Origin of the sequence: Vibrio sp. Isolate32, from assembly GCF_022397955.1 — a bacterium.
GTDB lineage: Bacteria > Pseudomonadota > Gammaproteobacteria > Enterobacterales > Vibrionaceae > Vibrio.
This window is the reverse complement of the sequence record NZ_JAKEUQ010000007.1, coordinates 61096-82684: the sequence shown is the minus strand read 5'-3', so window position 1 is coordinate 82684 and position 21589 is coordinate 61096. Positions and strand designations below refer to the sequence as shown.

Sequence of the window (21589 nt, the reverse complement as noted above, 5' to 3'; positions counted from 1 at the left end):
AAATTTTGCTCGCGCCGATTAACTCGGCCAGCAGTATTGTCAGTAAAGACTTTTCTAATGAAGACAATTGGCTGGTTAACGTTAAGTTTTATACGGTACTCTACAGAACCCCAGTTTTGATGGCCAATCGTTACGGGCCAGAGGGCAAAGCGTGGTTTTTGGGGGAAGCTGTATTTTGTCTCCAACGGGCGAGCTATTGGCGCAGACAGAAGGCGGTGAAACCTTGATAACTGCAACCTTGTTATTGGGCGATATTGATAAAGCCAGATTCGAGCTGCCTACCATGCGAGACAGTAATACACCATTGATCACAAGGCTATTGTCGAAGGCAAAACGCTAAAACTGGAACAGTAGACGATGCAATCTATTCATCGATTTATTCACGAATTAACCTTTGAATACCTTCCAACTTACGTTATTGAACAAGCGAAATATTGCGTCTTGGATCTGTTAGATGTCGCCGCAGCTGGTAAAGCGACGCAGCTGCAAAACATGGTAGCCAAACTCGCGCAGAAACAGTTTGCCGGTGATACGCCGATGCTGTTTTCTGATCACACGGCCAGTGGTTGTGGGGCGACTCTATATGGCGGCATGTTGATTGATAGTATGGACACGCACGACGGCCAAGTCCTGACGAAAGGCCATGTTGGCGTCGCTGCGGTGTCTGCAAGAAGAAAAGGCTTAACGGAGGTATAAACAGAGCACGCGCTCGGCATTGCCGAGTTTTATGGTCCGCGCAGTCAAATGATGCGTTGTATTGAACATCCAACCATGCTCAAAGACGGCTCTGGTTGGATCCGTGACTCTGCAGGGCCAGCAAACTCACGCTTTGTGGGCAGATTTAGGGCAGCGCTGGTATATTCTGGAGCAATACTTTAAACCGTATCCGGTTTGTCGTTGGGCTCAACCCCAGGGTTGAAGCAGTGAGAACGCTGCAACAAGAAAATAAACTAGAACCTGATGAGATTGAACTTATCGAAGTTCATAGCTTTCATCAGGCGGTGTGCCTGCATACCAAGCGCCCAGAGACAACCGAGCAGGCTCAGTACAGTTTGCCATTTTCAGTCGCTAGTGCGGTCATGGATAATACGGTCACGGTAGGCGCAGTTACCAAAGGACTGAAAGATCCTGCTCGCTTGGCACTTAAGGAGCGGATAAAGTTAATTGAAGAGCCCGCTTACAATGATAAGTTTCCAGCCGAACGCTGGGCGCATGTCGTGGTGACGTTGAAAAATGGCGACAAACTGACTTCGCCTCCCTGTATTGCGCGAGGTAATCCTGAAAATCCTCTCAGTCGAGACGAGATGCGAGGTAAGTTTCGCACTTTGGCAGAGAAAGAACTGTTCGCTTCACGCGTGTCAGCAATAGAAGAAGGGTGTTTGCAACTTGATAAAGCCAGTAAAGAGCAGGTACTTGCATGGCTATCATTGCTTTACCAAGGTACTTTGTCTGACAAATCGCCTGGCACGTCACTATGAGATCGAAGAGATCGAACTTCTTTTCTCTTACTCAATCTTAAGCTAAACGTCGCTCTTCACGCGGCGTTTTTTCATAGCGTTTTTTGTAGCAGCGCGCAAAATACGATGTAGAACTGAACCCACAAGCGGTGCTGATTTGGGTGATGGACAGCATGGTTTGCAACAACAAATGTTGAGCGCGTTCTAAGCGCAATTGGAGGTAGTAATTGCCTGGTTTGTCTTGCAAGTATTGTAAAAATAACCTTTCCATCTGCCTGACCGATAATCCTACTTGTTCGCCAATTTCATAGCATTTTAGCGGCTCTTCCATGTTGGCCTCCATGATCTCTACAGCGTCGAGCAGGCGCGGGTGGCGGATGTTGTGTTTACGGATTAACGACATCCGCTGTTTATCATGCGCTGGTCGAATCGCAGGGTGAATGCATTGCTCTGCCACTTGATTCGCCAAGTCGCTCCCATGTTGGTTTGTAATTAAATGAAGCATCATATCCAAACCAGCTAAGCCGCCCGAACAAGTTGGTGTGCGTGGGTCGAATTCGTACAACTCACTGGTCACGTTAATGTCTGGGAACTCCTCTGCCAGGCTGTTGGCGGACTCCCAATGCACGGTACACGTTTTGTTTTTTAACAGGCCAGCTTTTGCTAACAACACGCTGCCTGTTGAAGTTGAGCCCACGGCGATGCCTTGACGAAGCGCCTGTTTTAACCACTGATTCACCGAGCCACTCGCAGCAGCAACGTGGGCGCCAATACCTGCTACAACTAGCAGCAAGTCTAAATGGGCAATGTTGTTGATTGACTGTGTTGGCGAGAATGAAACGCCATTACTGGCCGATACTTCTTTATCTTCGAATCCATAAATGTCCCACTGATACAAATCGCAACCAGCGAGGCGATTAGCCATTCGAAGAGGCTCAATAACCGCCGAAAAAGAGAGCATCGAGAAATCAGGAATAAGGTAAAAACCAATGCGATACGTGTTTGTCGTTTTCATTCTCTGTGGTCACCTAGTAGGTAGTTCGTCTATGTCGTATTTCTTTATAAGAATGTCGCAATTATTAAATTATTGCTATCAAAATTCGAACATGATGTGACTTAAGACAAGGAGTTCATTGTCGAGCATACACATTCATTTGGACGAGATAATTATGATTGAACAAAAAGCCCCAGTAATTAGTGATGGTCTACGCCTTGATGGCGCTTTCTTTACTGACGAGAACGTTAACAACCCAGACTTACCGATCGTTATTGTCTGCTCAGGCTTTACTGGGCAAAAAAATATTCACCCAGAGCGTTACGCGAGAGCCTTAACTGTGAAGGGCTTTACAGTATTCGGATTTGACTACCGCGGCTTTGGTGAATCTGAGGGTATTCGTGAGCGAGTTATCCTGGATGAACAAGTACGTGACATCGCCAATGCAGTTGCGGTTGTGAAGCAGCGAGCTAACGAGGAAGGGCGCAAAGTCGTACTGGCTGGCTGGGGCATGGCGGGTGGATTAATTCTTGATGCTTACCGAGTTTGCCAAGATGCGATTGATGGCCTTATCTCCATGAACGGCTTTTATGATGCGGTGCGTGTTCAGGTTGCTCAACGTGGCGAGCACGGTTGGAAAGCGTTTCGTCAGTTTATGTTAAAAGAGCGTACACGTCTTGCTCTTGGTGGAGAAAAGCAGGGGATTGATCCGTTTGAAATCTACCCGCTTGATCCAGTCAGCCGAGAATATGTATTCACTGAACTGGTCAAAGCACCAGGCTACGGCGTGACATCTGATCTGGATTTTGCGGATTCTCTCATCAATTTCAAACCGGAAGCTCTACTGGACGAGCGATTTGCAGACGCGCCAATCTTAATTGCTCACGGTGCAGAAAACGATCTTCACCCAGTGACCGAAGCAAAGTCGCTGTACGCGAAATACCCTGGGCCGAAATCTATATTCTTACTGCCTGAAGGTGGTCACACCGAGTGGATGTTGGACGATGATCCTAAGTTTATTCAGTTCTCTGCCGTGATCGCGAACTGGCTGAGTGAGCACTTCAGTTAAATCTTCAAGAGGTGCTTTCGTTGATGGCACCTCTACCTTTCTGACAGGATGATTTTCGATGAGCATAATTCCATTTTGTGAAGCGTCTGACCCATTTGTAAATAAACCAACAATCGCGATTCCTGAAGGCGCGGTTGATTGCCACGCCCACGTTTTTTCTTCACGTTATCCGTACTGTGAAACGCGAACCTACACGCCACCTGATGCCAGCGTCGGCGCGTACCTGCATTTGCACCAGCAATTAAACATCCGTCATGGCGTGCTGGTTCAGCCGAGTGTGTATGGCAATGACAACCAGTTGCATCTTGATACATTGCGATATTTACGCCAGCAAGGTTACGACTACAAAGGCATCGCGGTCGTGGATGCGGACGTTTCCGAGCAAACGCTGGATGAGCTACAAGAAGCCGGATTTTGTGGGGTGCGGATGAATTTACTGTTTAAAGGTGGTATTGAGTGGCGTGATATTGAACGTTTAGCGGCTCGCCTTGCAGAGCGACACTGGCACCTTCAATGCTTAATTGATGTTTCGCAGTTTGATGACTTATATCAGCGATTAAGGGCTTTACCCGTGCCCGTAGTGATTGATCATCTTGGACATATGCCAACAAACAAGCTTATTTCTCATCCTGGTTTTCAAACCTTATTGAAGCTTAAGGCCGAAGGGAAAGTGTGGACAAAATTGTCGGCACCGTATCGTTTATCTCCTCAATCGCCGCCTTGTAATGACGTTTCTCCGTTTGCTCAAGCTTTGCTAAAAGCAAATGAAGAGCAATGTGTCTGGGGTTCGGATTGGCCTCACCCATGTTTTGATGCTGAGATGCCGAACGATGGCCAGCTGATGGATACTTTGTGGCACTGGACGCAAGATACGACACGGTTTCGCAAGATTCTGGTCGATAACCCGAAGTGCCTATACCGCTTTTAACTCCGCATTCAGGTTACGAACCCAAAAAGACAAACGTCAGGCACTGATCTAAATTATGCTTCCTGCACTTCCGCTAAAGGCTTCCTCTGACTCTGTGGTTATCCAGGTTTTTCACCCTTAAACAGCTTGGTTTCAAGGCTGATACTGGTGCTCGCTACATGAAACGAGTGTTAGAAATTAACGAGCAGGAGGGCTGGGTGAGAGTGGAAACAGGAACAGTCAAAGACAAACTCTACGACATCATTTGCCCTTTTGGTTATTTCTTCTCGCCAGATCTATCGACCAGCAACCGCGCAACACTAGTTGAGATGATTAATACCGATGCATCAAGCCAAGGCTCTTAGCAATATAGCAAAACCTAGGATCATGTGTTCGGACTCAAAGCCGCATTGACGGATGGTTCGGCGCTCGATACCGAGCTGTTCAACAAAACAAATGGTTAAACAGTGATATAGGATCGCGAGCGTTAAAAATTACGGAGGAAATTTGTCGAGTTCGCAAGCAGGCAGAGTGATGATATTAAGGATCAAGTTGAACGCTTACTTTCAATTATCGATAAAGAAATGGATCACCGACGCAGTGATATAATAGGTTATCAAGTCTGTCGTGAACCCCAAGACATCCAGGCCATTAATGGTATGCGTAAGAAAGCGGCGTTTTGACCCCGACAATAAAATAAACCCTGGGAAGATTTGCACACCACTGAACAGCGACACTGAAATGGTAAAAATAACAGCGACCAAGCGTGTAAATCTGGCACCCTGATGTTTACAGTATCTCCGCAACATAGGGAGTGCTAAATTATCTAAAATAATTCAGCTAAAATTTGTTTCTTTATATTTACATCATGAAATCGCGTCCTGTTGGCTATCCGGCATCGCATCAATAAAAGCGGGCAACTGATTACACGCTTCGACAATCGAATTAATCAACGGATAAGGCGACATATCAACGCCAAAGCGCAGCGCATTATACACTTGCGGCACTAAGCAAATATCGACGATACAAGGCGAATCCGTAAGGCTATACACCGAGTCGCCGTGCGCTTTTCTGTGCTTCGCCAGCTTCTCTTCTAAAGCATGGAAACCCTGGCTCATCCAATGATGAAGCCAATCCCTTTTCGCCTCTTGTTCGCACAACAATTCTCGCTCCAAATACTGCAACACACGCAGATTATTCAGAGGGTGAATTTCCATCGCAATATCCTGAGCCATTGCCAACGCTTGATAGCGCAGTGGTGATTGCTCAGGGATCAACAAGGTGTCTGGGCTGCTCTCACACAAATAGCTTTCGTCCAAGTATTGTAAAATCGTCAGCGACTGATTGAGTTGAACTTCACCATCCACCAGCACAGGCACTAATTCACTGGCATTGAGCTCGCGATATTGTGGATCATGCTGCTCGCCGCCATTACGCACCAAATGCACTGATTTCGACTCATAGCTAAGTTGCTTTAGGTTCAACCCAATACGCACTCTATAGGCTGCGGAAGAGCGCCAATACCCATAGAGTGTGATCTTCTTGTTCATAAAGAGCCCTTGTCCATACTATTTCTCTCTGTTGCTTTACTCTTGTCGCTATCACTAGCGTGGTCGATATTGACTGACTTTTTGGTCAATCGCGCCAAAGATCGAGTCTCCATCAGCATCGAACATCTCTAGGCGAATCGAATCACCAAACGACATGAATTGAGTCGACGGTTTGCCATCACGAATCGTCTCTATCATGCGTACTTCAGCAATACATGAATAGCCCACACCGCCTTCCGCAATCGAGGTGCCGTGGTCAGTGCCTTGCTTATTCGATACTGTGCCAGAACCGATAATCGCACCAGCCGACAACGGACGAGTCTTCGCAGCATGAACAATCAGCTCAGCGAAATTGAAGGTCATGTCCACACCTGCATTTGGACAACCAAAAGGCGTGTCGTTGTAGGTTGAAGTCAGTGGCAGATGCACCTTGCTCCCTTTCCATTGTTCACCCAGCTCATCGGGCGTAACGGCAACCGGAGAAAACGCTGAAGAAGGTTTAGACTGGAAGAAACCAAAGCCCTTGGCAAGCTCAGCCGGAATCAAACCACGCAGCGACACATCATTCACCAAAATTAGCAGACGTATCGAATCATGCGCTTGCTTGGCACTGGCTCCCATTGGCACATCTCCGGTGATAACCGCAACTTCTCCCTCGAAATCGATCCCCCATTCGTCACTGGCAAATTCAATATTGTCACGTGGGCCAATAAAGGCATCTGAGCCACCTTGATACATGAGCGGGTCAACCCAGAAGCTTTCTGGCATTTCAGCACCACGAGCCTTGCGCACCAGTTCAACGTGGTTTACATACGCGCTACCATCTGCCCATTGATAAGCGCGTGGCAGAGGCGATTCACAATATTGAGGCGCAAACACTTCACTGCCCGTCACATGGCCAGTGTTGAGCGAGGTGTATAGCTCTTCTAACTGAGGTGCAACACTATCCCAGTTATCCAAGGCTACCTGCATGGTTGGCGCCAGGTGCATCGCGTGGAAAATATCCGTCGCTGGCACACACTGTTTGAGATCTCGACTCACGACCATCAACAGACCATCGCGAGTACCATTTTTCTTGGTTGCTAATTTCATCCTTGTTGCCCCTTACTTCTCTTGCCAACTGTAGACATATTCTTTGTTCTCAACGCTATCAAGTGCGTCAGAGAACTGCAGTGCATGGCGGGTATCAATCATCACAGCCACTTCGTCGGTAAACTTTTTCTTATACGCTTGCCCAGCCTTAAAGGCTTTAGGGTGAGGTCCATGAGTGAAACCCGCAGGGTGGAAAGTCACCATGCCCGCTTCAATATTGTCGCGACTGAAGAAGTCCCCTGCGTGATAGAACAGCACTTCATCGTAATCATCATTGTTGTGGTAAAACGGCACTTTCAGCGCACCGGGGTCGCTCTCAATCGGGCGCGGCACAAAGGTACACACCACAAAGCCAGCGCCAACAAAGATCGTGTGTGCAGACGGTGGCAAGTGGTAGCGATGTGACATCAGCGGTCTGATATCGCGCCAATTCACTTTCACCACAGCCAAATCACCATGCCAGCCAATCGCGTCTAAAGGATTGAACGGATAAGTGATCACACTGACTTTGTCGTGGCGTTTCACCTGAACTTGAGTTTGATCTTCTGAATACTGAGCGCGGAATTGATCGTTGATCGATGGAATTTCAAGAACCGCCGGATCAAACACCGCGTGATTGCCGACCATACCTTTCTCTGGCAAGGAGTAAGCCGCGTCTGTGTTCTCAATCATCAAGATAAACATCGGCTCGCTTGGCTCTAAACGCCAGTTGGTCGAGCGCGGGATCATCACGTAATCCCCTTCACTCACGGCTAGATGACCATAGTCACAATAAAGATCAGCGCTGCCTTGGTGAATGAACAGCAGCTCATCACCGTCGGAATTACGCACTAAGAAATCCATCTTCTCATCCATTCGCCACACACGAATTTTGCAGTCCGCATTGTGCAAAAGATGAGGCACCGCCCAAGGGGTTATCTGACTGGCTTTCTCCACCAGCGTAAAATCAAAAGCGCGAGGACGTAAATCACCCTCCCACTCCGACCAACCTGTTGGGGCGTGTTGGTGATGAAAGTGAGCAGCAGGGCCGAAGAATCCACTTCGACCCGCCTCTCGCTCATAGATTGCCTCTTCAGGGAAGTCGGCGTGCGCTTGTTTAGAACACAGCCCCTCCCGATGAGGAAACGAGATCCATTTATGCATCGTCTAACACTCCTCGACGAATCTGGTCCTCTTCAATCGATTCAAACAGCGCCTTGAAGTTACCTTCGCCAAAGCCTTCGTTGCCTTTACGCTGAATGATTTCAAAGAACACAGGCCCGATTACGGTCTGCGTAAAAATTTGCAGCAAAATGCCGTCTTTGGTCGGTGCGCCATCAATCAGAACACGCAGCTCGCGCAGCAGATTCGTGTCTTCACCGTGGCCTTTCACACGATCGTCAACTTTCTCATAATAGGTATCTGGGGTTGGCATAAAGTCCATGCCGCGATCACGCAGAGTCTTCACGGTTTTGTAGATATCATCTGTAGCAAGTGCGATATGTTGAATGCCTTCACCATTGTATTCACGGATGAACTCTTCAATTTGTGATTTGTCATCTGAAGACTCATTGATAGGGATGCGGATTTTGCCACATGGGGAGGTCATTGCGCGGCTCACAAGACCAGTCAGCTTGCCTTCAATGTCGAAGTAGCGAATCTCACGGAAGTTACCAAGACGTTCATAGAATCCGGACCACACATCCATATTGCCTTGCTTAACGTTGTGCGTGAGGTGGTCAATTTCATACAAACCAACATTGGCTTCGGCCATGCGCTGTTCCGCATCGTCATAGAATCGGAAGTCGACGTCGTAGATGCTCTGCTTGCCATAACGATCCACAAAATAGAGCAGGCTTTCACCGATACCATAAATGGCAGGAATGCTCAGCTCCATCGGCCCGATTTCTGTTTTGTACTCTTCACCACCGCCGCTGAACGCCTGCGTCATTGCCGCAGTTGCATCATTTACACGAAACGCCATGCCACACACAGATGGGCCGTGAACTTTAGCGAACGCTTCAGCTTGGCTGTGTGGTTGTTCATTGACAATAAAGTTGATGTCACCTTGTCGATACAGCCAAGCCTCTTTTGAACGGTGCTTAGCAATCTCGGCAAAACCAAGTGACACAAACAGCGCTTTAAGTTGCTCTATTCCCTTGTGGTCGACAGCTGTGTATTCAACAAACTCGAATCCATCCGTACCAAGCGGGTTGTATGACTCCACCATGAACTTTCTCCTTGTACCTATCGGTCTTGTGTTACGTTTTTTATGAAATGGTTGTGTGTTTTTTGTCCTTAATTAAATTTGGCCTACAAGCCGACAGATTGGAATGGATGGAGAGAAATGAACAATCACGCTAAAAACTCGTCAACTTGTAAAATATTTGTTACACACAAATCACAACAACAAGAAAGTGAGTACTATCAAGGGATTGAAAGACGGTGGTTTGATTTACAACCAAGCAATAGATGTTATTAAGTTGTTACGTTTGAGATTTTCAATGGAAAGTGCAGATTAGAGAATTCCGCAAAAACTCATTCACCGGCAAACAAAAAAGCCGCTGTAGTCAGCGGCTTGATAAGTTCTAAAACGAAGATAATTCGCATTTAAAGATTCACTTTAATCCCAGTTAAGGATCGACCAATTTGGTTTATCGGCCAGTGCTTTCAAACGCGGGCATGGATTCACCAAGTAAGCGAAGTCAGCGTGTTCACACAAAGGTAAATCGTTGATTGAATCCGTATAAAAGTGAATGTCTGAATAGTTGGTTTCTTGATTGTCTAACCACTCTTTCAAACGCGTCACTTTACCTTCTCGATAGCTTGGCACACCTGATATTTGAGATGTGAAACGACCTTGGTTTTCGACTAAATCGATACCGAGTGCGTTCTCAATACCAATCTTGCGACCGACCGCTTCTACTAAGAAAGTGACGCTCGCCGAGATGATCAACATGTCGATATCGTCACGTTCTAGCTGCTCTATCAATGGTTTCGACTGTTTGAACTGCTTAGGTAAAATATGCTGCTCAACACACTCCTCAACCAAAGCACTGACTTGCTCAGTTGGCATGTCAGCCAGTGGCTCCATAGCAAACGCAAGGTAATCTTCCATGTTAAGCTTACCTTCCGAATACAAGCCCATTAAGCGCTGGTCTTCTTCAATAAAGTTCGGCGCTGTAGCAATGCCCTTTTCAACCAAAAATTCATTCCATAGCATCGCTGCATCGGCATTGATCAGCGTTTCATCCATATCAAATACATACAAAGGTTTGAACATCTTAGGCTCTCACAGGTTGAATTTCGTTAAGGTTAAACAGGAGTTCAAGTTGGCTGCCGTTTGCCAATAGTCGTTCAGAGGAACGGTTAAGTAGGTCGACCGTCAGCTCGCACTCATCGACATCCACTTGGTAGCGAATCACGTTGCCCAACAGCTGATGGTTACGAATGGTGCCGGTTTTCGGCGCAGAGATATGTTCGCCATATTGTCGACCTTGCTCTTTAACGTAGATAGATTCAGGTCGAATCGCCACCTTCCACTCGGTTTCAATATTAAACAGCTGCTTAGCCTTGTTCGCTTGTACCAAGTTGTAGTGTCCCATAAACCCTGCCACAAACTCATTAGCTGGTTGAGTGTAGATCTCTTCAGGTGTGCCGGCTTGGACGATCTCGCCTTTATTCATCAGGAAGATACGGTCAGACATGATCATCGCTTCTTCTTGATCGTGAGTCACGAAGATCGTGGTCAGGTTCATCTCTTTTTGGATGTCTCGGATCTGTTGGCGCAGATGTTTACGGATCTTCGCATCCAGCGCTGAAAGAGGTTCATCAAGCAATAAAATACGCGGCTTGACCACCAAAGCTCTGGCTAAAGCCACACGCTGACGCTGACCACCTGATAATTGATGCGGGTAGAACTTCTCTTTGCCCGATAAGTCCACCAGCCCAATCACTTTCGCGACTTCGCGCTTTATCTCGTCAGCAGCAAGCTTTTTCATTTTAAGGCCAAACGCAATGTTGCCCTCAACCGTCATGTTCGGGAACAAAGCATAAGATTGAAACACCATGCCGATGCCACGCTCTTGCGGCACTTGGTGAGTGATCGCTTCACCATTCACCCAAATCTCGCCACCATCGACCGGATTTAGACCTGCTAAGCTACGCAGCAGCGTTGATTTACCGCAGCCACTTGGGCCAAGCAACGTGATGAATTCCCCCTTCTCGATAGAGAATTCAATGTCTTCAAAAACTGTGTTGTCACCAAAACGCTTGGTGAGGTTTTTCGCATTTACATAGCTCATTATTTGGTTCCTTGGCTGAAACGACTTGCCAACCAAGTCAGTAAGAAAATAAACAGGAAGTACGTCATCGCAAGGGCTGACGTGAAGTGACCGCTGGTTTGACGCATGTTGTATAGGTAGATTTGCAGTGTCTCGTAACGTGTACCAACCAAGATGTTGGCAAACACGAACTCGCCTAGTAGGAACGAGAACGATAAGAACAGCGATGCCATTAAGCCTTTTTTAAGGTTTGGCAAAATAATCAACAAGAACGCCTTAGTGGTGCTTGCACCGAGCAGGTGAGCCGCGTCCATCAAGTCGTGCAAGTTGATTGCTTCAAAGCTGTTGGCAATCGCGCGATACATGAATGGCAGCGCGATGGTGAAGTAAGTACCAATCAGAATCCACGGCGTGCCTATCAGTGAGATTTCGCTATCGGCATACAGCTGAAGCAAGCCTACCGAAGACACCACTGGTGGCACCGCGAACGGTAATAAGATCAGGATATTCATGACCTTGTCGAGTTTCGGGAAATAGTAAAACACCACGAAAATCGCAGGCAGAATCAACACCACACTTAATGACAATGCTGCCACACAAATAAACAGTGAACGACCAAAGGCTTGTAAGAAGCGAGGATCCGTCAGCAGATTGATGTACCAATCCAAAGTAAAACCATCAGGCAAGATCGTGGCGCCCCAACGCGACGAGATCGAGTAAATGAAGGTCGCTAAGATCGGGATCATCATGATGCCAACGATCGAATAGACCACGGTTTTATGAAAGTGAGTATTTGCGGTGTTCATTACTTTCTCTTCCCTGCGTAGCTTTTGCTGATCAGCCATTGGTTAATCACAGTGATAAAGGCCAGCATCGCCATCAGAATCACGGAAATTGCAGCGGCTAGGTTTGGCTCTAGGAACAAGTCGCCCGATACCAAGCTCGCGATTCGAATCGTAATCACGTTGTAGTTGCCCGAGGTCAACGCATACACGCTCGCATAGGCGCCAATCGCATTGGCAATCAAGATGATGAAGGTGCCAAATAAAGCAGGGGAAAGCACAGGAAGCGCAACTTTGGTCCAGTATTGCCAGGTTTTCGCACCAAGCAGCGCTGAGGCGGCTTGCCAGTCATCGCTAAGGGCATCAAACCCTGGATACAGCAACAGCACCGCCAATGGGATCTGGAAGTAGATGTAAATTGCTAGCAAACCCCACTTGCCGTACAAGTCGAAGTCCCCTAGCAATCCGTACTGCTTAAGCAATAAGGTGATTGCTCCGTTGGTGCCTAATATGATGATGAAGGCGAACGACAGAGGCACACCAGAGAAATTGCTATTCATGTTGGTGAAAGCAATCACTGCGTCGCGGATTTTAGAGTCGACACGGCGCAGTGAAGAAACGAGCAGAGTCGCAATCGCCAAACCAAAGATACTCGACCAAATCGACAGCCATAAACTGTTGCCAAAGGCCTGCATCATGAAGGCTGAATCGAAGACTTCAGAGTAGTTTTCTAAAGAAAGCTCATCGTCGTAGAAGAAGCTGTTGATCAACACCCAAACCATAGGAGCCAGTTGGAACAGATAGAAAAACAGGGCGAGAGGCGCAAGCCACAAAGCGGGCTTGAAGCGTTTGAACCAAGATTTGGTTTTAGGTTTAAGGACAGAGCCATCGCTCTGCGTGATTACAGAACTGCTCATAAGGCCAACAATTCCTGAGTGTAAGATTTATCGTGTTCAAGGTTGAGTAGCTGACACACGCTGCCGCAGATGTCAGTCTGTTTAACTGAACAGGCTTGGTGTGTGAACTTATCGCCAATCACAAAGAATGGAACTTCACGTTCTTCAGGAAGAATGCCACCGTGTGATAAGTCATTATTCATGCCGTGGTCACTGGTGATGATCACCTGATAACCATCGTCCACCCATTTCTCAAGGTAGTTCGACAGGTAGATATCTGCGCCACGTGCACTGTTGCGGTATTGGCGAGAATCCAACCCATGCTTGTGTCCCATGTCATCAATGTTCATTGGGTGAATCAGTAAGAAATCCGGCTGATGAGTGACACGCAAGTGCTCAGCATCCAAGAACAAGGCTTCATCTGGGTAATGATCCCAATGATAGAAACAGCCATGTTGAATGTTCATGGTTTCGTCGTTGGTAAAGCGGTCACGCACCGCATCAAATGGCGCTCGATTATACAGCTCACTCACCCAGTGATACGCCGCGGCAGCCGTCACTTTGCCCTGCGATTTGGCCAAGCTAAAAATCGATTCGTGATTCGATAAACGCACGATTTGGTTGTTAACGATACCACTCTCAACGGGGCGAACTCCGGTAAAGATGCATTCATACAGTGGACGTGACATGGACGGCAACTCACACTGCATTGCGTAAAGTGTGGCGCGAAGCTTGTTTTTTTGCGCGCTCACGTTTAGCGAGTCGCCCTGCTTGTTATGCAAATCGCCCTGTTTTTCATGCATATCGCTCAGTTCTAGAAGACCGTTCAGGTAGCCCATGCAATCACGGGCTACCTGATAATTCAGTCCATCTAGAACAACAAGGATAACCTTATTGCTCATGGTCTATTCTCTGTTGCTTGTTTTGAATATGGATTACTGCTGATGAATCAAGACACTTTCTTGCCATTGACGCGGCAGTCGGCGTGCTGATTTTTCCCATGCTGAGAAATCAGTGACTGGGTGAACGTTGCTGTATTGCTCGTTCGAGATCAGCTTGTCTTGTACTGATTGAGGAAGCGTAACGTTGCTACGGATTGGGCGCGCGTAACCTTCTGCTAGGTTGATCTGGCCTTGGTCACTGAAGATGTATTCACGAGCCAGCTTCGCCGCATTCGGGTTCTTCGCGTATTTGTTGATGATGGTGGTGTAACCAGAGATCACTGAGCCATCTTGTGGGATGTTTACAGTGAAGCGCTCACGATCAATCTTGTCGCGGTAGTTCAGTGCATTGAAATCCCACATGATCGCGACTTCCACTTCACCTTTTTCAAGGTTCGCAATGCTTGGATCTGTGTAAGATAGACGGCCTTGCTTCGCTAGCTCACCAAAGAATTTAATCGCCGGTTTTAGGTTCGACTCATCACCGCCATTCGCAAATGCTGCAGCTAGAATCGCGTTGTTTGCTTGTGCTGCGACACCTACGTCACCAACAGTGACTTTGTAATCGCCTTCTAGTAGGTCACTCCAAGATTTGGGTGCGTCTTTAACAAGGTTGTTGTTTGAGATAAACGAGATAGTGCCCGTATAAGCCAGAGCCCAGTGACCATCTTTGTCTTTCGCCCAGTCCGGAATATCATTCCAAGTACTTGGCTTGTATGGCTGAGTCACGTCTTTCTTCACCGCAACACGAGCAAAGGCGAAGCCAACGTCACCGATATCTGCGGTTGCGTTTCTTTTCTCTGCTTCAAATTTCGAGATCTCTTGTGCAGAGCTCATGTCAGTATCCTGATGCTTCAAACCGTAGTTCGCTTTCAGATCAGCCCATGTGCCTTTCCAGTTTGCCCAACTGTCTGGCATGCCCACACTGTAAACCGCACCCTCTTTTTGAGCAGCTTCAATCAGTGACTCAAGATCGGCATCCTTCGCCATCGCTGGCATTGAAAGTGTTGCCGTTATGAGCGTTGCGCCTAACAGTTTTGCAGGTAAACCTCTCAGTTTGGCTGGCGATACAGTTGAACGGCTAAGCAAAGTTTTCATTGTCTCTATCCCTCTGGACTAGGTCAGTAAGTTCGTTTTGTATGCTATCGCCAGAGTGTGACGCTTTCGCGCAACTTATTTGACAGTTCAGATGCATTTACATGGCAGTTATATTTCACTCATATGACAGTAAGCCCTTGTTTACTGTCATATTCCTGTTAACTGCATGGTTTACCTTATTGAGCACACGAACTTATGGACTAGATCAGTAATGAGAATATTGGCAACAGCGCAATCAGGGACACAGCTAGGTAGAATTAAGGCGAGCATTAGAGAACAACTTCAATCAGGTATATTCACCGAGGGGCAAAAACTGCCATCCGAACGAGAGCTCAGCGAACTGTTTTCCACCACTAGAATCACGCTCAAAGATGCATTGGTGTCGTTAGAAACTGAAGGTCTGATATACCGAGAGGAGCGCCGAGGATGGTATGTGTCACCCGAACGTATTCGCTACAACCCACTGTCTCGTTCTCACTTCCATCAAATGATTCGCGAACAAGACCGCATAGCAGAAACACGGCTACTGAGCACTCGCACAGAGATGGCGGCAGGCGATTACGCCAAAGCATTAGAAATAGAACAGATAACGCCAATACACGTGATCGAGCGATTACGCTTTATTGATGGCAGAGCGGTGCTGTTCGTTGAAAACGTATTGAAAGCCCCCCTGTTTGAAAAAATATTGTCGGAAAACCTCACCATGTCGCTGACTGGTATTTATAGAGAGAAGTATGGCTATGAAACCAAACGTTCGCGCTTTGATGTTATTCCCACTTCAGCCCCAGCCTATGTCGCTAAGGCGCTAAATTTGACTGAGGGTCAACCGGTGTTGAAGATCTGCCGTGTGAACTACAAGCAAGATGGCGAGCTAATGGACTGCGAATTGGAATACTGGCGACCAGACTCAGTAGTGATCCACATTGATAGCATTGGCTAGTGCCGCATCCATAAAGATAGGTAACCCCACTTATACAAAAACTCCGGCGGATTAGGTAGGAGTTTTGGGTTTTTACGATGAGGTTTAATGGTGCACCGACTAAATAATCTTCTGCTCACCTTCTCCTGTCAGTTCGCGCTTGCCAGACAAAAAACTCGCCACGACTTCTCTCAGTGTACCTTGGTTAACAGGTTTAGGTAGAAACTCGTCCATACCCACATCAAAGCATAAGTGCTTATCTTTCAGCACTACGTTGGCTGTCAGCGCCACGATAGGAATATGTTTCGACGTCCCTTCTTCGAGTGCTCTAATCTGTTTTGTCGCTTCAAAGCCATCGAGCACAGGCATCTGACAATCCATAAAGATCATCTGATACTCATTATGCTTAAACTTTTCGACTCCCACTTTACCGTTATCGGCAATGTCTACCTCAAAGCCAAGCTTCTTAAGCATCATCTTGGCAACCTGCTGGTTGACTCTAGAGTCTTCAACCACCAGTACTTTACCGCTAAATAACGAGGTTTCAGTTTGAGGCTTAGACTCTTCAGCCTTTACGCTCTCTTTCGCCACCACCGCTGGTTTAGTGGTTGGTACAGGCTCATTGTCCTTAAACGCGACTTCACCTCGGTTTGGATAGGTGAAAGTCGAGGTGTCCGCCGATCTCGCTAATACCTCACTGATGGTCCATTTAAGCTGGTTATCTTGATATGGGCGAGCAATGTAGGCAATAAAACCCACTTGCTTAGCATGTATTTCGTCTTGCTTACGTGGATCAGCAGAGATCATGACAAGCTTAGGGCAAGCTTTGCCGAACCGCTCGATCAGGTTTCTTGCAAGCTGGAACCCATCGATGGAAGGCATCACTTTATCAATCAACACTAAGTCATAAGGCGAAGCGTTTTCGACAGACTCTGAAACGAGATCTAACGCTTGGGTTGCGGTTTCACAGCATGTAGAGGACACACCAAACGATTGTAGCTGTGCCGATGTAATACGCATGTTCAGTTGGCTATCATCCACCAGCAACACCGAGACCTTATTAAAATCGATATTATTCTCGTCGATTTCCAAACACGGATCAAAGTCAGCCACAAAGCAAAAGGTACTCCCCTTGCCTTCAACACTGGTTAGCTCAAGCTTGCTGCCCATTAAGGTCACAATCTTATCGCATATGGTCAGCCCCAATCCGGTACCGCCGTATATGCGCGTGGTGCTGCCATCCGCCTGCTGAAACTTATCAAATACCGATTTTTGTTTGTCTTCCGCGATACCAATACCGCTGTCGGCAACTTCAAATCGAACTCGCAACTTGTGCTCAGGCTCGATCACTTTCTCTAAGCGAAGAGAAAGCGTCACATGACCTCGCTCGGTAAATTTAATGGCATTACCGACTAAATTATTGAGCACTTGTCTGAGTTGGGTTCCATCACCAATCACCATGGTTGGAATCTTGGGATCAATCAATAGTTGGAATCGAAGCCCTTTATGCTCGGCTTTCACTCTGAAGGTCGATTCAACATCGGCTGCAATACCCATCATTTTCATAGGCTCTTGTTGAAGCTCTAAGCGTCCCGCTTCAATTTTCGAATAATCCAAGATGTCATTAATTAGGTCTAGAAGAGTTAGCGAAGAGGTATTGAGCATGTTGATGTACTCTTTTTGCTCTTTCGGCATATTCATTTCTGAGAGCAGAGACGAAATTCCTATAATCCCATTCATTGGAGTGCGGATTTCGTGGCTCATATTAGCCAAAAATTCACTCTTGTTGAGGTTAGCAACTTCAGCCGTCTCTTTGGCTTTAATCAACTCTTGATACTGTTGACGAATACGTTCAATTGATTGGTTATAGCTGTTTTCTAGCGTCGATATTTCATCTTTATAAGTAGAGTCGGTTGGCGTTAAAAAACGGGGGTTATTGTCTTCAACTTGCTGCTCGTTTATCTGAGATGACATAGTCATTAAGCGTTTGACGACCAAACGATAAACAATGGCCAAAGAGACCAAAGACAACAAAAAGATTTTCACGGCTTCAAAAGCAAGTAACAACAGCACTCGCTCTTCGAAGTCATTGAGGATCATACTTAAATCGGATTGCACCGTGAGGGTGGCAAGTGAGAAGTCTTTCCCCCCCATCTGATACACCATTTCCCATGACTGAGAATATGACTGCCCAGTCGTAGAGCTGCCGAGCTCTAAGATTTTTTCATCAGGGCTTTCAATGAGGAGATAACTGACCGAAGGAAGACGGGAGATGCCCTCTGCTTGCACAAACAACTGAGCTCGATCTTCAACCCATAGGCTTGACGTTAAGCCAGAGAGGTAACCAGCTTTAACCTGTTCTATCTGAGAACTGATAAAAGAAACTCGATTTTGGTACTCCAAATACAACCCCAGACCTGTCACAATAACTGTGAATAAGGTACTGATAGCAATGATGGCCCCGATCAACTGTCGAGAGAGTCCAATATAGCGTTTTCCTTTTTTCACCATATAAAAATTACCGATGTTGTTATCTTAGTAAACTACAATTACTCAACTAGTATAGTAGTAGTCATTCATCAAATAACTAGGGAAGGTTATGAAAAAACATCTTATCGTTGCATCCATAGTCAGTTTGTTTTCAAGCAGTTACGCTTTCTCAAGCGAGCCTCTTCACTACTACATTATTGCGAGCCAAGCGCAACCTTTTCAGATCGAAACTGACGGGTCATCCCACAGAGGAATCGTTTCTGATATTGTTGAAGCAGTGTTTGACGATAGCCAGTACGAGATTAACTACCATACCTACCCTTTTAATCGAATGATTGACAAGCTAGATGCGAGAGAGAACCCAAATTGGGTTACCTACGGCAGCCCTAGCTGGGGAAACATACAATCAGTAAACCTATCTGAAGAGCCAATTTACAATGTAAAACACGTATTGTTGAGTAGCGGTAAAAAGCCGTTCGAGTTTAATACGATTGACGATTTAGATGGCAAGGCAGTGGTATTGCTGGTGGGATTTGAATACCCAAACCTAGAGCCTTACATACAACAAGGTAAGCTCAATGAGATCCGAGTTAAAGATTACAACGCAGCCTTTCGCGTCATAAACCGTGCGCCAGGTAACATTGTTTTTGTAGAGATGGAGTCTCGAATCAAATACAACCTAAACCAACAGAAACTCAATATCGATGATTACCAAATGCAGGACTTTGGTTCAGTCATCTATAACTACCCGATTCATTTGGCTTTCGATCCGGAAATGGACCCCAAGCTCGAGACTTTTATTAACCAACGTTTAGGCCAAATGAAAGACGATGGTCAACTTGATGACATTGTCCAAAGTTACTTATAGTGCTAGCGTCACTCTATGAATCGGTAATGTACTATAGCGACCTCAGATACCTGGAATTATAGAAACCTAAAAGGCCGCTCTGCATTTAGCGTACGAGCTAAACAGAGCGACCTTTTTAATGTGTACTTAATGTGACGTGATCAAGTGCAGTTGCTGACTACGAAGTTGTTGGCGCACTGCCATCAAAATTTTTCCTAAATGATTTTCACCAGTTCCATCTCCCCCATCACCCCAAAAATGGTCTTTATGAGAGTGCTCTTTGATCACCGAATCACCCGTGCTCGTTAAAAACAAAGCAAATTGCGGATTCTGTGTGAATTTCTCGGTCACAATAAATCGCATCACCTCAACACGAATATCGTACCAGTCCTCTCGAACCTGCTCTTCGTATTGTCGGCTTAATGAGAATGCTTCAGCAGGTGTGCAAGCTTCAAGAATCATGTTTCTCAGCGACGGTGAACAAAACTTCATCGCCTGATAATAGTGCTCACTGGTTGCCCACACTTGACCATCCACCTTGATCGGGCAAGCGGCAAAATTTGAAAGGTATCCGTTCTGATCTTCTGGTTCATAAAACAACAATTCTTCAGCTTGAGCCACAGAGTTCGACATAGCCTTCTCCTTACCAACGACATCACATTTCTTGTTTTGCCTTTAAAATTAGTGGCTCCACATTTCACTGTCAAACAACTTGGTTCAAGATTATGTAGTCAACCTGCTTTTAAACGAAAAGTAGAAGCCACCGAGAAAAATTGTGTGAGTGAGCAGTGAGCCTAGAAGGTAAAATTGCGGATGAGAATCGAGAGAGAAATGAACAAAGTACTTATAAATCAAAGGGTGGCACTGAGCCACCCTATTAAATGCAATCGGGGATATTAGTGAATCAGACCCAGCTCCCTCGCTTCTTCCAGACTCAAACCGCTTTCTCTAATTTCTTTTAGAGCCTCGATACGACGACGAGCTTCAGCGGACTTCATTTTCTTTTCTGGTTTGAAAGATACTTCTTCTTCAGCATCCCACTTGTTTGCAATGTTTGTCATTTCATCATGGTTGATAGAATTAATGGACATGTTTTCCTCCGAAAAGCACCATGTAATGGACAGGTAATCTGTAGCAAATGCTATTTCGCTTGTTAAGAAATTCTGCGCTGAAATGTGATGATTCCGACGCTTCATAAAGCCAATTAATAAATAGCTAATTTAAACTTTGCCAAAGCCATTTTCTGCAATTACATTTAAAAAATTCCCCATAAGAAATGGGGTTTGATCCAACTCTCACTTTCCTCCTTTATTGTTCGCGTTCCCCACTGAAAATTCCTGAAATACTCCAAGATAAATTTCGAGGCACTTCATTGTTTTTGTGCTGATCGCTTTCACTAAATCCAATACATGTTAATGATAATAGTTATCAATATCATAAATAAGTATCAATCATGTCTATGGAAAACCCAGATACGCCTCTTCTAGAAGTGAAGAACCTATGTGTCGACTACATCACCGATGACGGAGACTTCAACGCGGTAAAGTCCGTCAGCTTTAGCATAGGACAAGGAGAAATCTTTGGTCTAGCTGGCGAGTCGGGTTGTGGCAAGAGCACCATCGCATTTGCTGTTAACCGACTTCACAAGCCGCCCGCATTCATCTCTGGCGGTCAAATACTTTTTGGTGGGCAAGACCTACTGAGACTATCTGACAGCCAGCTCAATACATTACGCTGGAGTGAGATCGCCATGGTGTTCCAAAGTGCCATGAACTCACTCAACCCTGTATTAACTATCGAAGAGCAATTTGCTGACGTACTACGCCACCACAAAGGAATGAGTAATGAACAAGCCAAGGATCGCGCAGAAAGGCTACTCGACCTAGTAAACATTCCTCGCTATCGCCTGACCGAATACCCTCATCAGTTTAGTGGCGGTATGCGTCAACGATTAGTGATTGCAATCGCTCTCGCTCTCAACCCCAAACTGATCATCATGGATGAGCCCACTACGGCACTGGATGTCGTCGTTCAACGAGAAATATTGCAACAGATACACCAACTCAGAGAAGAGTTCGGCTTCTCAATCCTCTTTATCACCCACGATTTGGCCCTGATGAGCCAGCTGTGTGACCGCATTGCCATTATGCGTCATGGTAAGATAGTTGAAGTCAATCAAGCCTACGAGATTCGCAATAACCCTCAGCACTCCTATACACAAAAGCTGTGGAGTTCATTCCCTAATATTCACGAACATGCTCACGCCACAGCGTGCTAGGAGCCTC

General features: G+C 46.3%; 23 protein-coding genes. 9 read left to right on the top strand and 14 right to left on the bottom strand.

Going from position 1 to position 21589, the window contains the following annotated elements:
* The first annotated feature begins 175 nt into the window (after positions 1–175).
* From L1D11_RS07360 to L1D11_RS07350, 3 genes are all read left to right on the top strand, one after another.
* Positions 176–340, top strand: coding sequence for a hypothetical protein (locus tag L1D11_RS07360; protein ID WP_239832204.1), 165 nt, complete (start codon positions 176–178; stop codon positions 338–340).
* 17 nt (positions 341–357) lie between these two features.
* The gene (locus tag L1D11_RS07355; protein WP_239832203.1) at positions 358–696 is read left to right on the top strand and encodes an MmgE/PrpD family protein; all 339 of its coding nucleotides are present in this window, start codon (positions 358–360) and stop codon (positions 694–696) included.
* A 227-nt stretch (positions 697–923) separates the two neighbouring features.
* Entirely contained in the window at positions 924–1478 is a 555-nt protein-coding gene (locus tag L1D11_RS07350; RefSeq protein ID WP_239832202.1) for an MmgE/PrpD family protein, read from the top strand.
* 37 nt (positions 1479–1515) lie between these two features.
* Here L1D11_RS07350 and L1D11_RS07345 read toward each other — a convergent pair whose 3' ends face one another.
* Entirely contained in the window at positions 1516–2472 is a 957-nt protein-coding gene (locus L1D11_RS07345; RefSeq protein WP_122053306.1) for a GlxA family transcriptional regulator, read from the bottom strand.
* A gap of 154 nt (positions 2473–2626) precedes the next feature.
* On the opposite strand from L1D11_RS07345, the gene L1D11_RS07340 reads away from it, so the two are divergent.
* The 3 genes from L1D11_RS07340 (at position 2627) to L1D11_RS07330 (ending at position 4792) form a co-directional block, all read left to right on the top strand.
* The gene (locus L1D11_RS07340; RefSeq protein ID WP_239832201.1) at positions 2627–3520 is read left to right on the top strand and encodes an alpha/beta hydrolase; all 894 of its coding nucleotides are present in this window, start codon (positions 2627–2629) and stop codon (positions 3518–3520) included.
* Between the two features lie 58 nt (positions 3521–3578).
* A complete protein-coding gene (locus L1D11_RS07335; protein ID WP_239832200.1) occupies positions 3579–4448 on the top strand; it encodes an amidohydrolase family protein in 870 nt (289 codons plus the stop codon).
* Positions 4449–4606: 158 nt separating this feature from the next.
* Positions 4607–4792 carry an FAD-binding protein gene (locus tag L1D11_RS07330; protein WP_345772737.1) on the top strand — a complete coding sequence of 62 codons (186 nt, stop codon included), beginning with the start codon at positions 4607–4609 and terminating at the stop codon, positions 4790–4792.
* A 501-nt stretch (positions 4793–5293) separates the two neighbouring features.
* On the opposite strand, the gene maiA is transcribed toward L1D11_RS07330, so the two are convergent.
* The 10 genes from maiA to L1D11_RS07280 form a co-directional block, all read right to left on the bottom strand.
* A complete protein-coding gene (gene maiA, locus L1D11_RS07325) occupies positions 5294–5977 on the bottom strand; it encodes a maleylacetoacetate isomerase (RefSeq protein ID WP_239832199.1) in 684 nt (227 codons plus the stop codon).
* Between the two features lie 54 nt (positions 5978–6031).
* A complete protein-coding gene (locus L1D11_RS07320) occupies positions 6032–7069 on the bottom strand; it encodes a fumarylacetoacetate hydrolase family protein (protein WP_239832198.1) in 1038 nt (345 codons plus the stop codon).
* Between the two features lie 12 nt (positions 7070–7081).
* The gene (locus tag L1D11_RS07315) at positions 7082–8212 is read right to left on the bottom strand and encodes a homogentisate 1,2-dioxygenase (RefSeq protein WP_239832197.1); all 1131 of its coding nucleotides are present in this window, start codon (positions 8210–8212) and stop codon (positions 7082–7084) included.
* Positions 8205–9278 carry a 4-hydroxyphenylpyruvate dioxygenase gene (hppD, locus tag L1D11_RS07310; protein WP_239832196.1) on the bottom strand — a complete coding sequence of 358 codons (1074 nt, stop codon included), beginning with the start codon at positions 9276–9278 and terminating at the stop codon, positions 8205–8207. Before hppD ends, L1D11_RS07315 begins: the two co-directional genes overlap by 8 nt.
* Positions 9279–9671: 393 nt before the next feature.
* On the bottom strand, positions 9672–10331 hold the full coding sequence (locus tag L1D11_RS07305) for an HAD family hydrolase (RefSeq protein WP_239832195.1): 660 nt from the start codon (positions 10329–10331) through the stop codon (positions 9672–9674).
* A gap of 1 nt (position 10332) precedes the next feature.
* Positions 10333–11352 (bottom strand): ABC transporter ATP-binding protein, encoded by a 1020-nt coding sequence (locus L1D11_RS07300; protein ID WP_239832194.1) that lies wholly within the window; start codon positions 11350–11352, stop codon positions 10333–10335.
* Positions 11352–12137: an ABC transporter permease gene (locus L1D11_RS07295; protein ID WP_239832193.1), complete on the bottom strand. Its 786-nt coding sequence runs from the start codon at positions 12135–12137 to the stop codon at positions 11352–11354. Before L1D11_RS07295 ends, L1D11_RS07300 begins: the two co-directional genes overlap by 1 nt.
* Positions 12137–13030 carry an ABC transporter permease subunit gene (locus tag L1D11_RS07290; protein ID WP_239832192.1) on the bottom strand — a complete coding sequence of 298 codons (894 nt, stop codon included), beginning with the start codon at positions 13028–13030 and terminating at the stop codon, positions 12137–12139. Before L1D11_RS07290 ends, L1D11_RS07295 begins: the two co-directional genes overlap by 1 nt.
* Positions 13027–13911 (bottom strand): alkaline phosphatase family protein, encoded by an 885-nt coding sequence (locus L1D11_RS07285; protein ID WP_239832191.1) that lies wholly within the window; start codon positions 13909–13911, stop codon positions 13027–13029. The genes L1D11_RS07290 and L1D11_RS07285 overlap by 4 nt, the downstream gene beginning before the upstream one ends.
* A 33-nt stretch (positions 13912–13944) precedes the next feature.
* Positions 13945–15048: an ABC transporter substrate-binding protein gene (locus L1D11_RS07280; RefSeq protein WP_171369605.1), complete on the bottom strand. Its 1104-nt coding sequence runs from the start codon at positions 15046–15048 to the stop codon at positions 13945–13947.
* 211 nt (positions 15049–15259) lie between these two features.
* Here L1D11_RS07280 and L1D11_RS07275 point away from each other — a divergent pair, with 211 nt between their 5' ends.
* Positions 15260–15988 carry a UTRA domain-containing protein gene (locus L1D11_RS07275; protein WP_239832190.1) on the top strand — a complete coding sequence of 243 codons (729 nt, stop codon included), beginning with the start codon at positions 15260–15262 and terminating at the stop codon, positions 15986–15988.
* Between the two features lie 99 nt (positions 15989–16087).
* Here the strand turns inward: L1D11_RS07275 and L1D11_RS07270 are convergent, their stop codons facing one another.
* Positions 16088–18478, bottom strand: a complete 2391-nt coding sequence (locus L1D11_RS07270) for a response regulator (RefSeq protein ID WP_239832189.1) — start codon at positions 18476–18478, stop codon at positions 16088–16090.
* A gap of 88 nt (positions 18479–18566) precedes the next feature.
* Here L1D11_RS07270 and L1D11_RS07265 point away from each other — a divergent pair, with 88 nt between their 5' ends.
* On the top strand, positions 18567–19325 hold the full coding sequence (locus tag L1D11_RS07265; RefSeq protein WP_239832188.1) for a transporter substrate-binding domain-containing protein: 759 nt from the start codon (positions 18567–18569) through the stop codon (positions 19323–19325).
* A 126-nt stretch (positions 19326–19451) separates the two neighbouring features.
* Here the strand turns inward: L1D11_RS07265 and L1D11_RS07260 are convergent, their stop codons facing one another.
* The gene (locus L1D11_RS07260) at positions 19452–19937 is read right to left on the bottom strand and encodes an NADAR family protein (RefSeq protein ID WP_239832187.1); all 486 of its coding nucleotides are present in this window, start codon (positions 19935–19937) and stop codon (positions 19452–19454) included.
* Between the two features lie 263 nt (positions 19938–20200).
* On the bottom strand, positions 20201–20395 hold the full coding sequence (locus tag L1D11_RS07255; RefSeq protein ID WP_239832186.1) for a hypothetical protein: 195 nt from the start codon (positions 20393–20395) through the stop codon (positions 20201–20203).
* 362 nt (positions 20396–20757) lie between these two features.
* Between L1D11_RS07255 and L1D11_RS07250 the strand changes: the two genes are divergently transcribed.
* A complete protein-coding gene (locus L1D11_RS07250; RefSeq protein ID WP_239832185.1) occupies positions 20758–21582 on the top strand; it encodes an ABC transporter ATP-binding protein in 825 nt (274 codons plus the stop codon).
* Positions 21583–21589 lie beyond the last annotated feature (7 nt).

Coding starts and splice junctions, on each gene's coding strand:
- L1D11_RS07355 (WP_239832203.1), top strand. CDS start 358: ATGCAATCTATTCATCGATTTATTCACGAATTAACCTTTGAATACCTT.
- L1D11_RS07345 (WP_122053306.1), bottom strand. CDS start 2,472: ATGAAAACGACAAACACGTATCGCATTGGTTTTTACCTTATTCCTGAT.
- L1D11_RS07340 (WP_239832201.1), top strand. CDS start 2,627: ATGATTGAACAAAAAGCCCCAGTAATTAGTGATGGTCTACGCCTTGAT.
- L1D11_RS07335 (WP_239832200.1), top strand. CDS start 3,579: ATGAGCATAATTCCATTTTGTGAAGCGTCTGACCCATTTGTAAATAAA.
- L1D11_RS07330 (WP_345772737.1), top strand. CDS start 4,607: ATGAAACGAGTGTTAGAAATTAACGAGCAGGAGGGCTGGGTGAGAGTG.
- maiA (WP_239832199.1), bottom strand. CDS start 5,977: ATGAACAAGAAGATCACACTCTATGGGTATTGGCGCTCTTCCGCAGCC.
- L1D11_RS07320 (WP_239832198.1), bottom strand. CDS start 7,069: ATGAAATTAGCAACCAAGAAAAATGGTACTCGCGATGGTCTGTTGATG.
- L1D11_RS07315 (WP_239832197.1), bottom strand. CDS start 8,212: ATGCATAAATGGATCTCGTTTCCTCATCGGGAGGGGCTGTGTTCTAAA.
- hppD (WP_239832196.1), bottom strand. CDS start 9,278: ATGGTGGAGTCATACAACCCGCTTGGTACGGATGGATTCGAGTTTGTT.
- L1D11_RS07305 (WP_239832195.1), bottom strand. CDS start 10,331: ATGTTCAAACCTTTGTATGTATTTGATATGGATGAAACGCTGATCAAT.
- L1D11_RS07300 (WP_239832194.1), bottom strand. CDS start 11,352: ATGAGCTATGTAAATGCGAAAAACCTCACCAAGCGTTTTGGTGACAAC.
- L1D11_RS07295 (WP_239832193.1), bottom strand. CDS start 12,137: ATGAACACCGCAAATACTCACTTTCATAAAACCGTGGTCTATTCGATC.
- L1D11_RS07290 (WP_239832192.1), bottom strand. CDS start 13,030: ATGAGCAGTTCTGTAATCACGCAGAGCGATGGCTCTGTCCTTAAACCT.
- L1D11_RS07285 (WP_239832191.1), bottom strand. CDS start 13,911: ATGAGCAATAAGGTTATCCTTGTTGTTCTAGATGGACTGAATTATCAG.
- L1D11_RS07280 (WP_171369605.1), bottom strand. CDS start 15,048: ATGAAAACTTTGCTTAGCCGTTCAACTGTATCGCCAGCCAAACTGAGA.
- L1D11_RS07275 (WP_239832190.1), top strand. CDS start 15,260: ATGAGAATATTGGCAACAGCGCAATCAGGGACACAGCTAGGTAGAATT.
- L1D11_RS07270 (WP_239832189.1), bottom strand. CDS start 18,478: ATGGTGAAAAAAGGAAAACGCTATATTGGACTCTCTCGACAGTTGATC.
- L1D11_RS07265 (WP_239832188.1), top strand. CDS start 18,567: ATGAAAAAACATCTTATCGTTGCATCCATAGTCAGTTTGTTTTCAAGC.
- L1D11_RS07260 (WP_239832187.1), bottom strand. CDS start 19,937: ATGTCGAACTCTGTGGCTCAAGCTGAAGAATTGTTGTTTTATGAACCA.
- L1D11_RS07255 (WP_239832186.1), bottom strand. CDS start 20,395: ATGTCCATTAATTCTATCAACCATGATGAAATGACAAACATTGCAAAC.
- L1D11_RS07250 (WP_239832185.1), top strand. CDS start 20,758: ATGTCTATGGAAAACCCAGATACGCCTCTTCTAGAAGTGAAGAACCTA.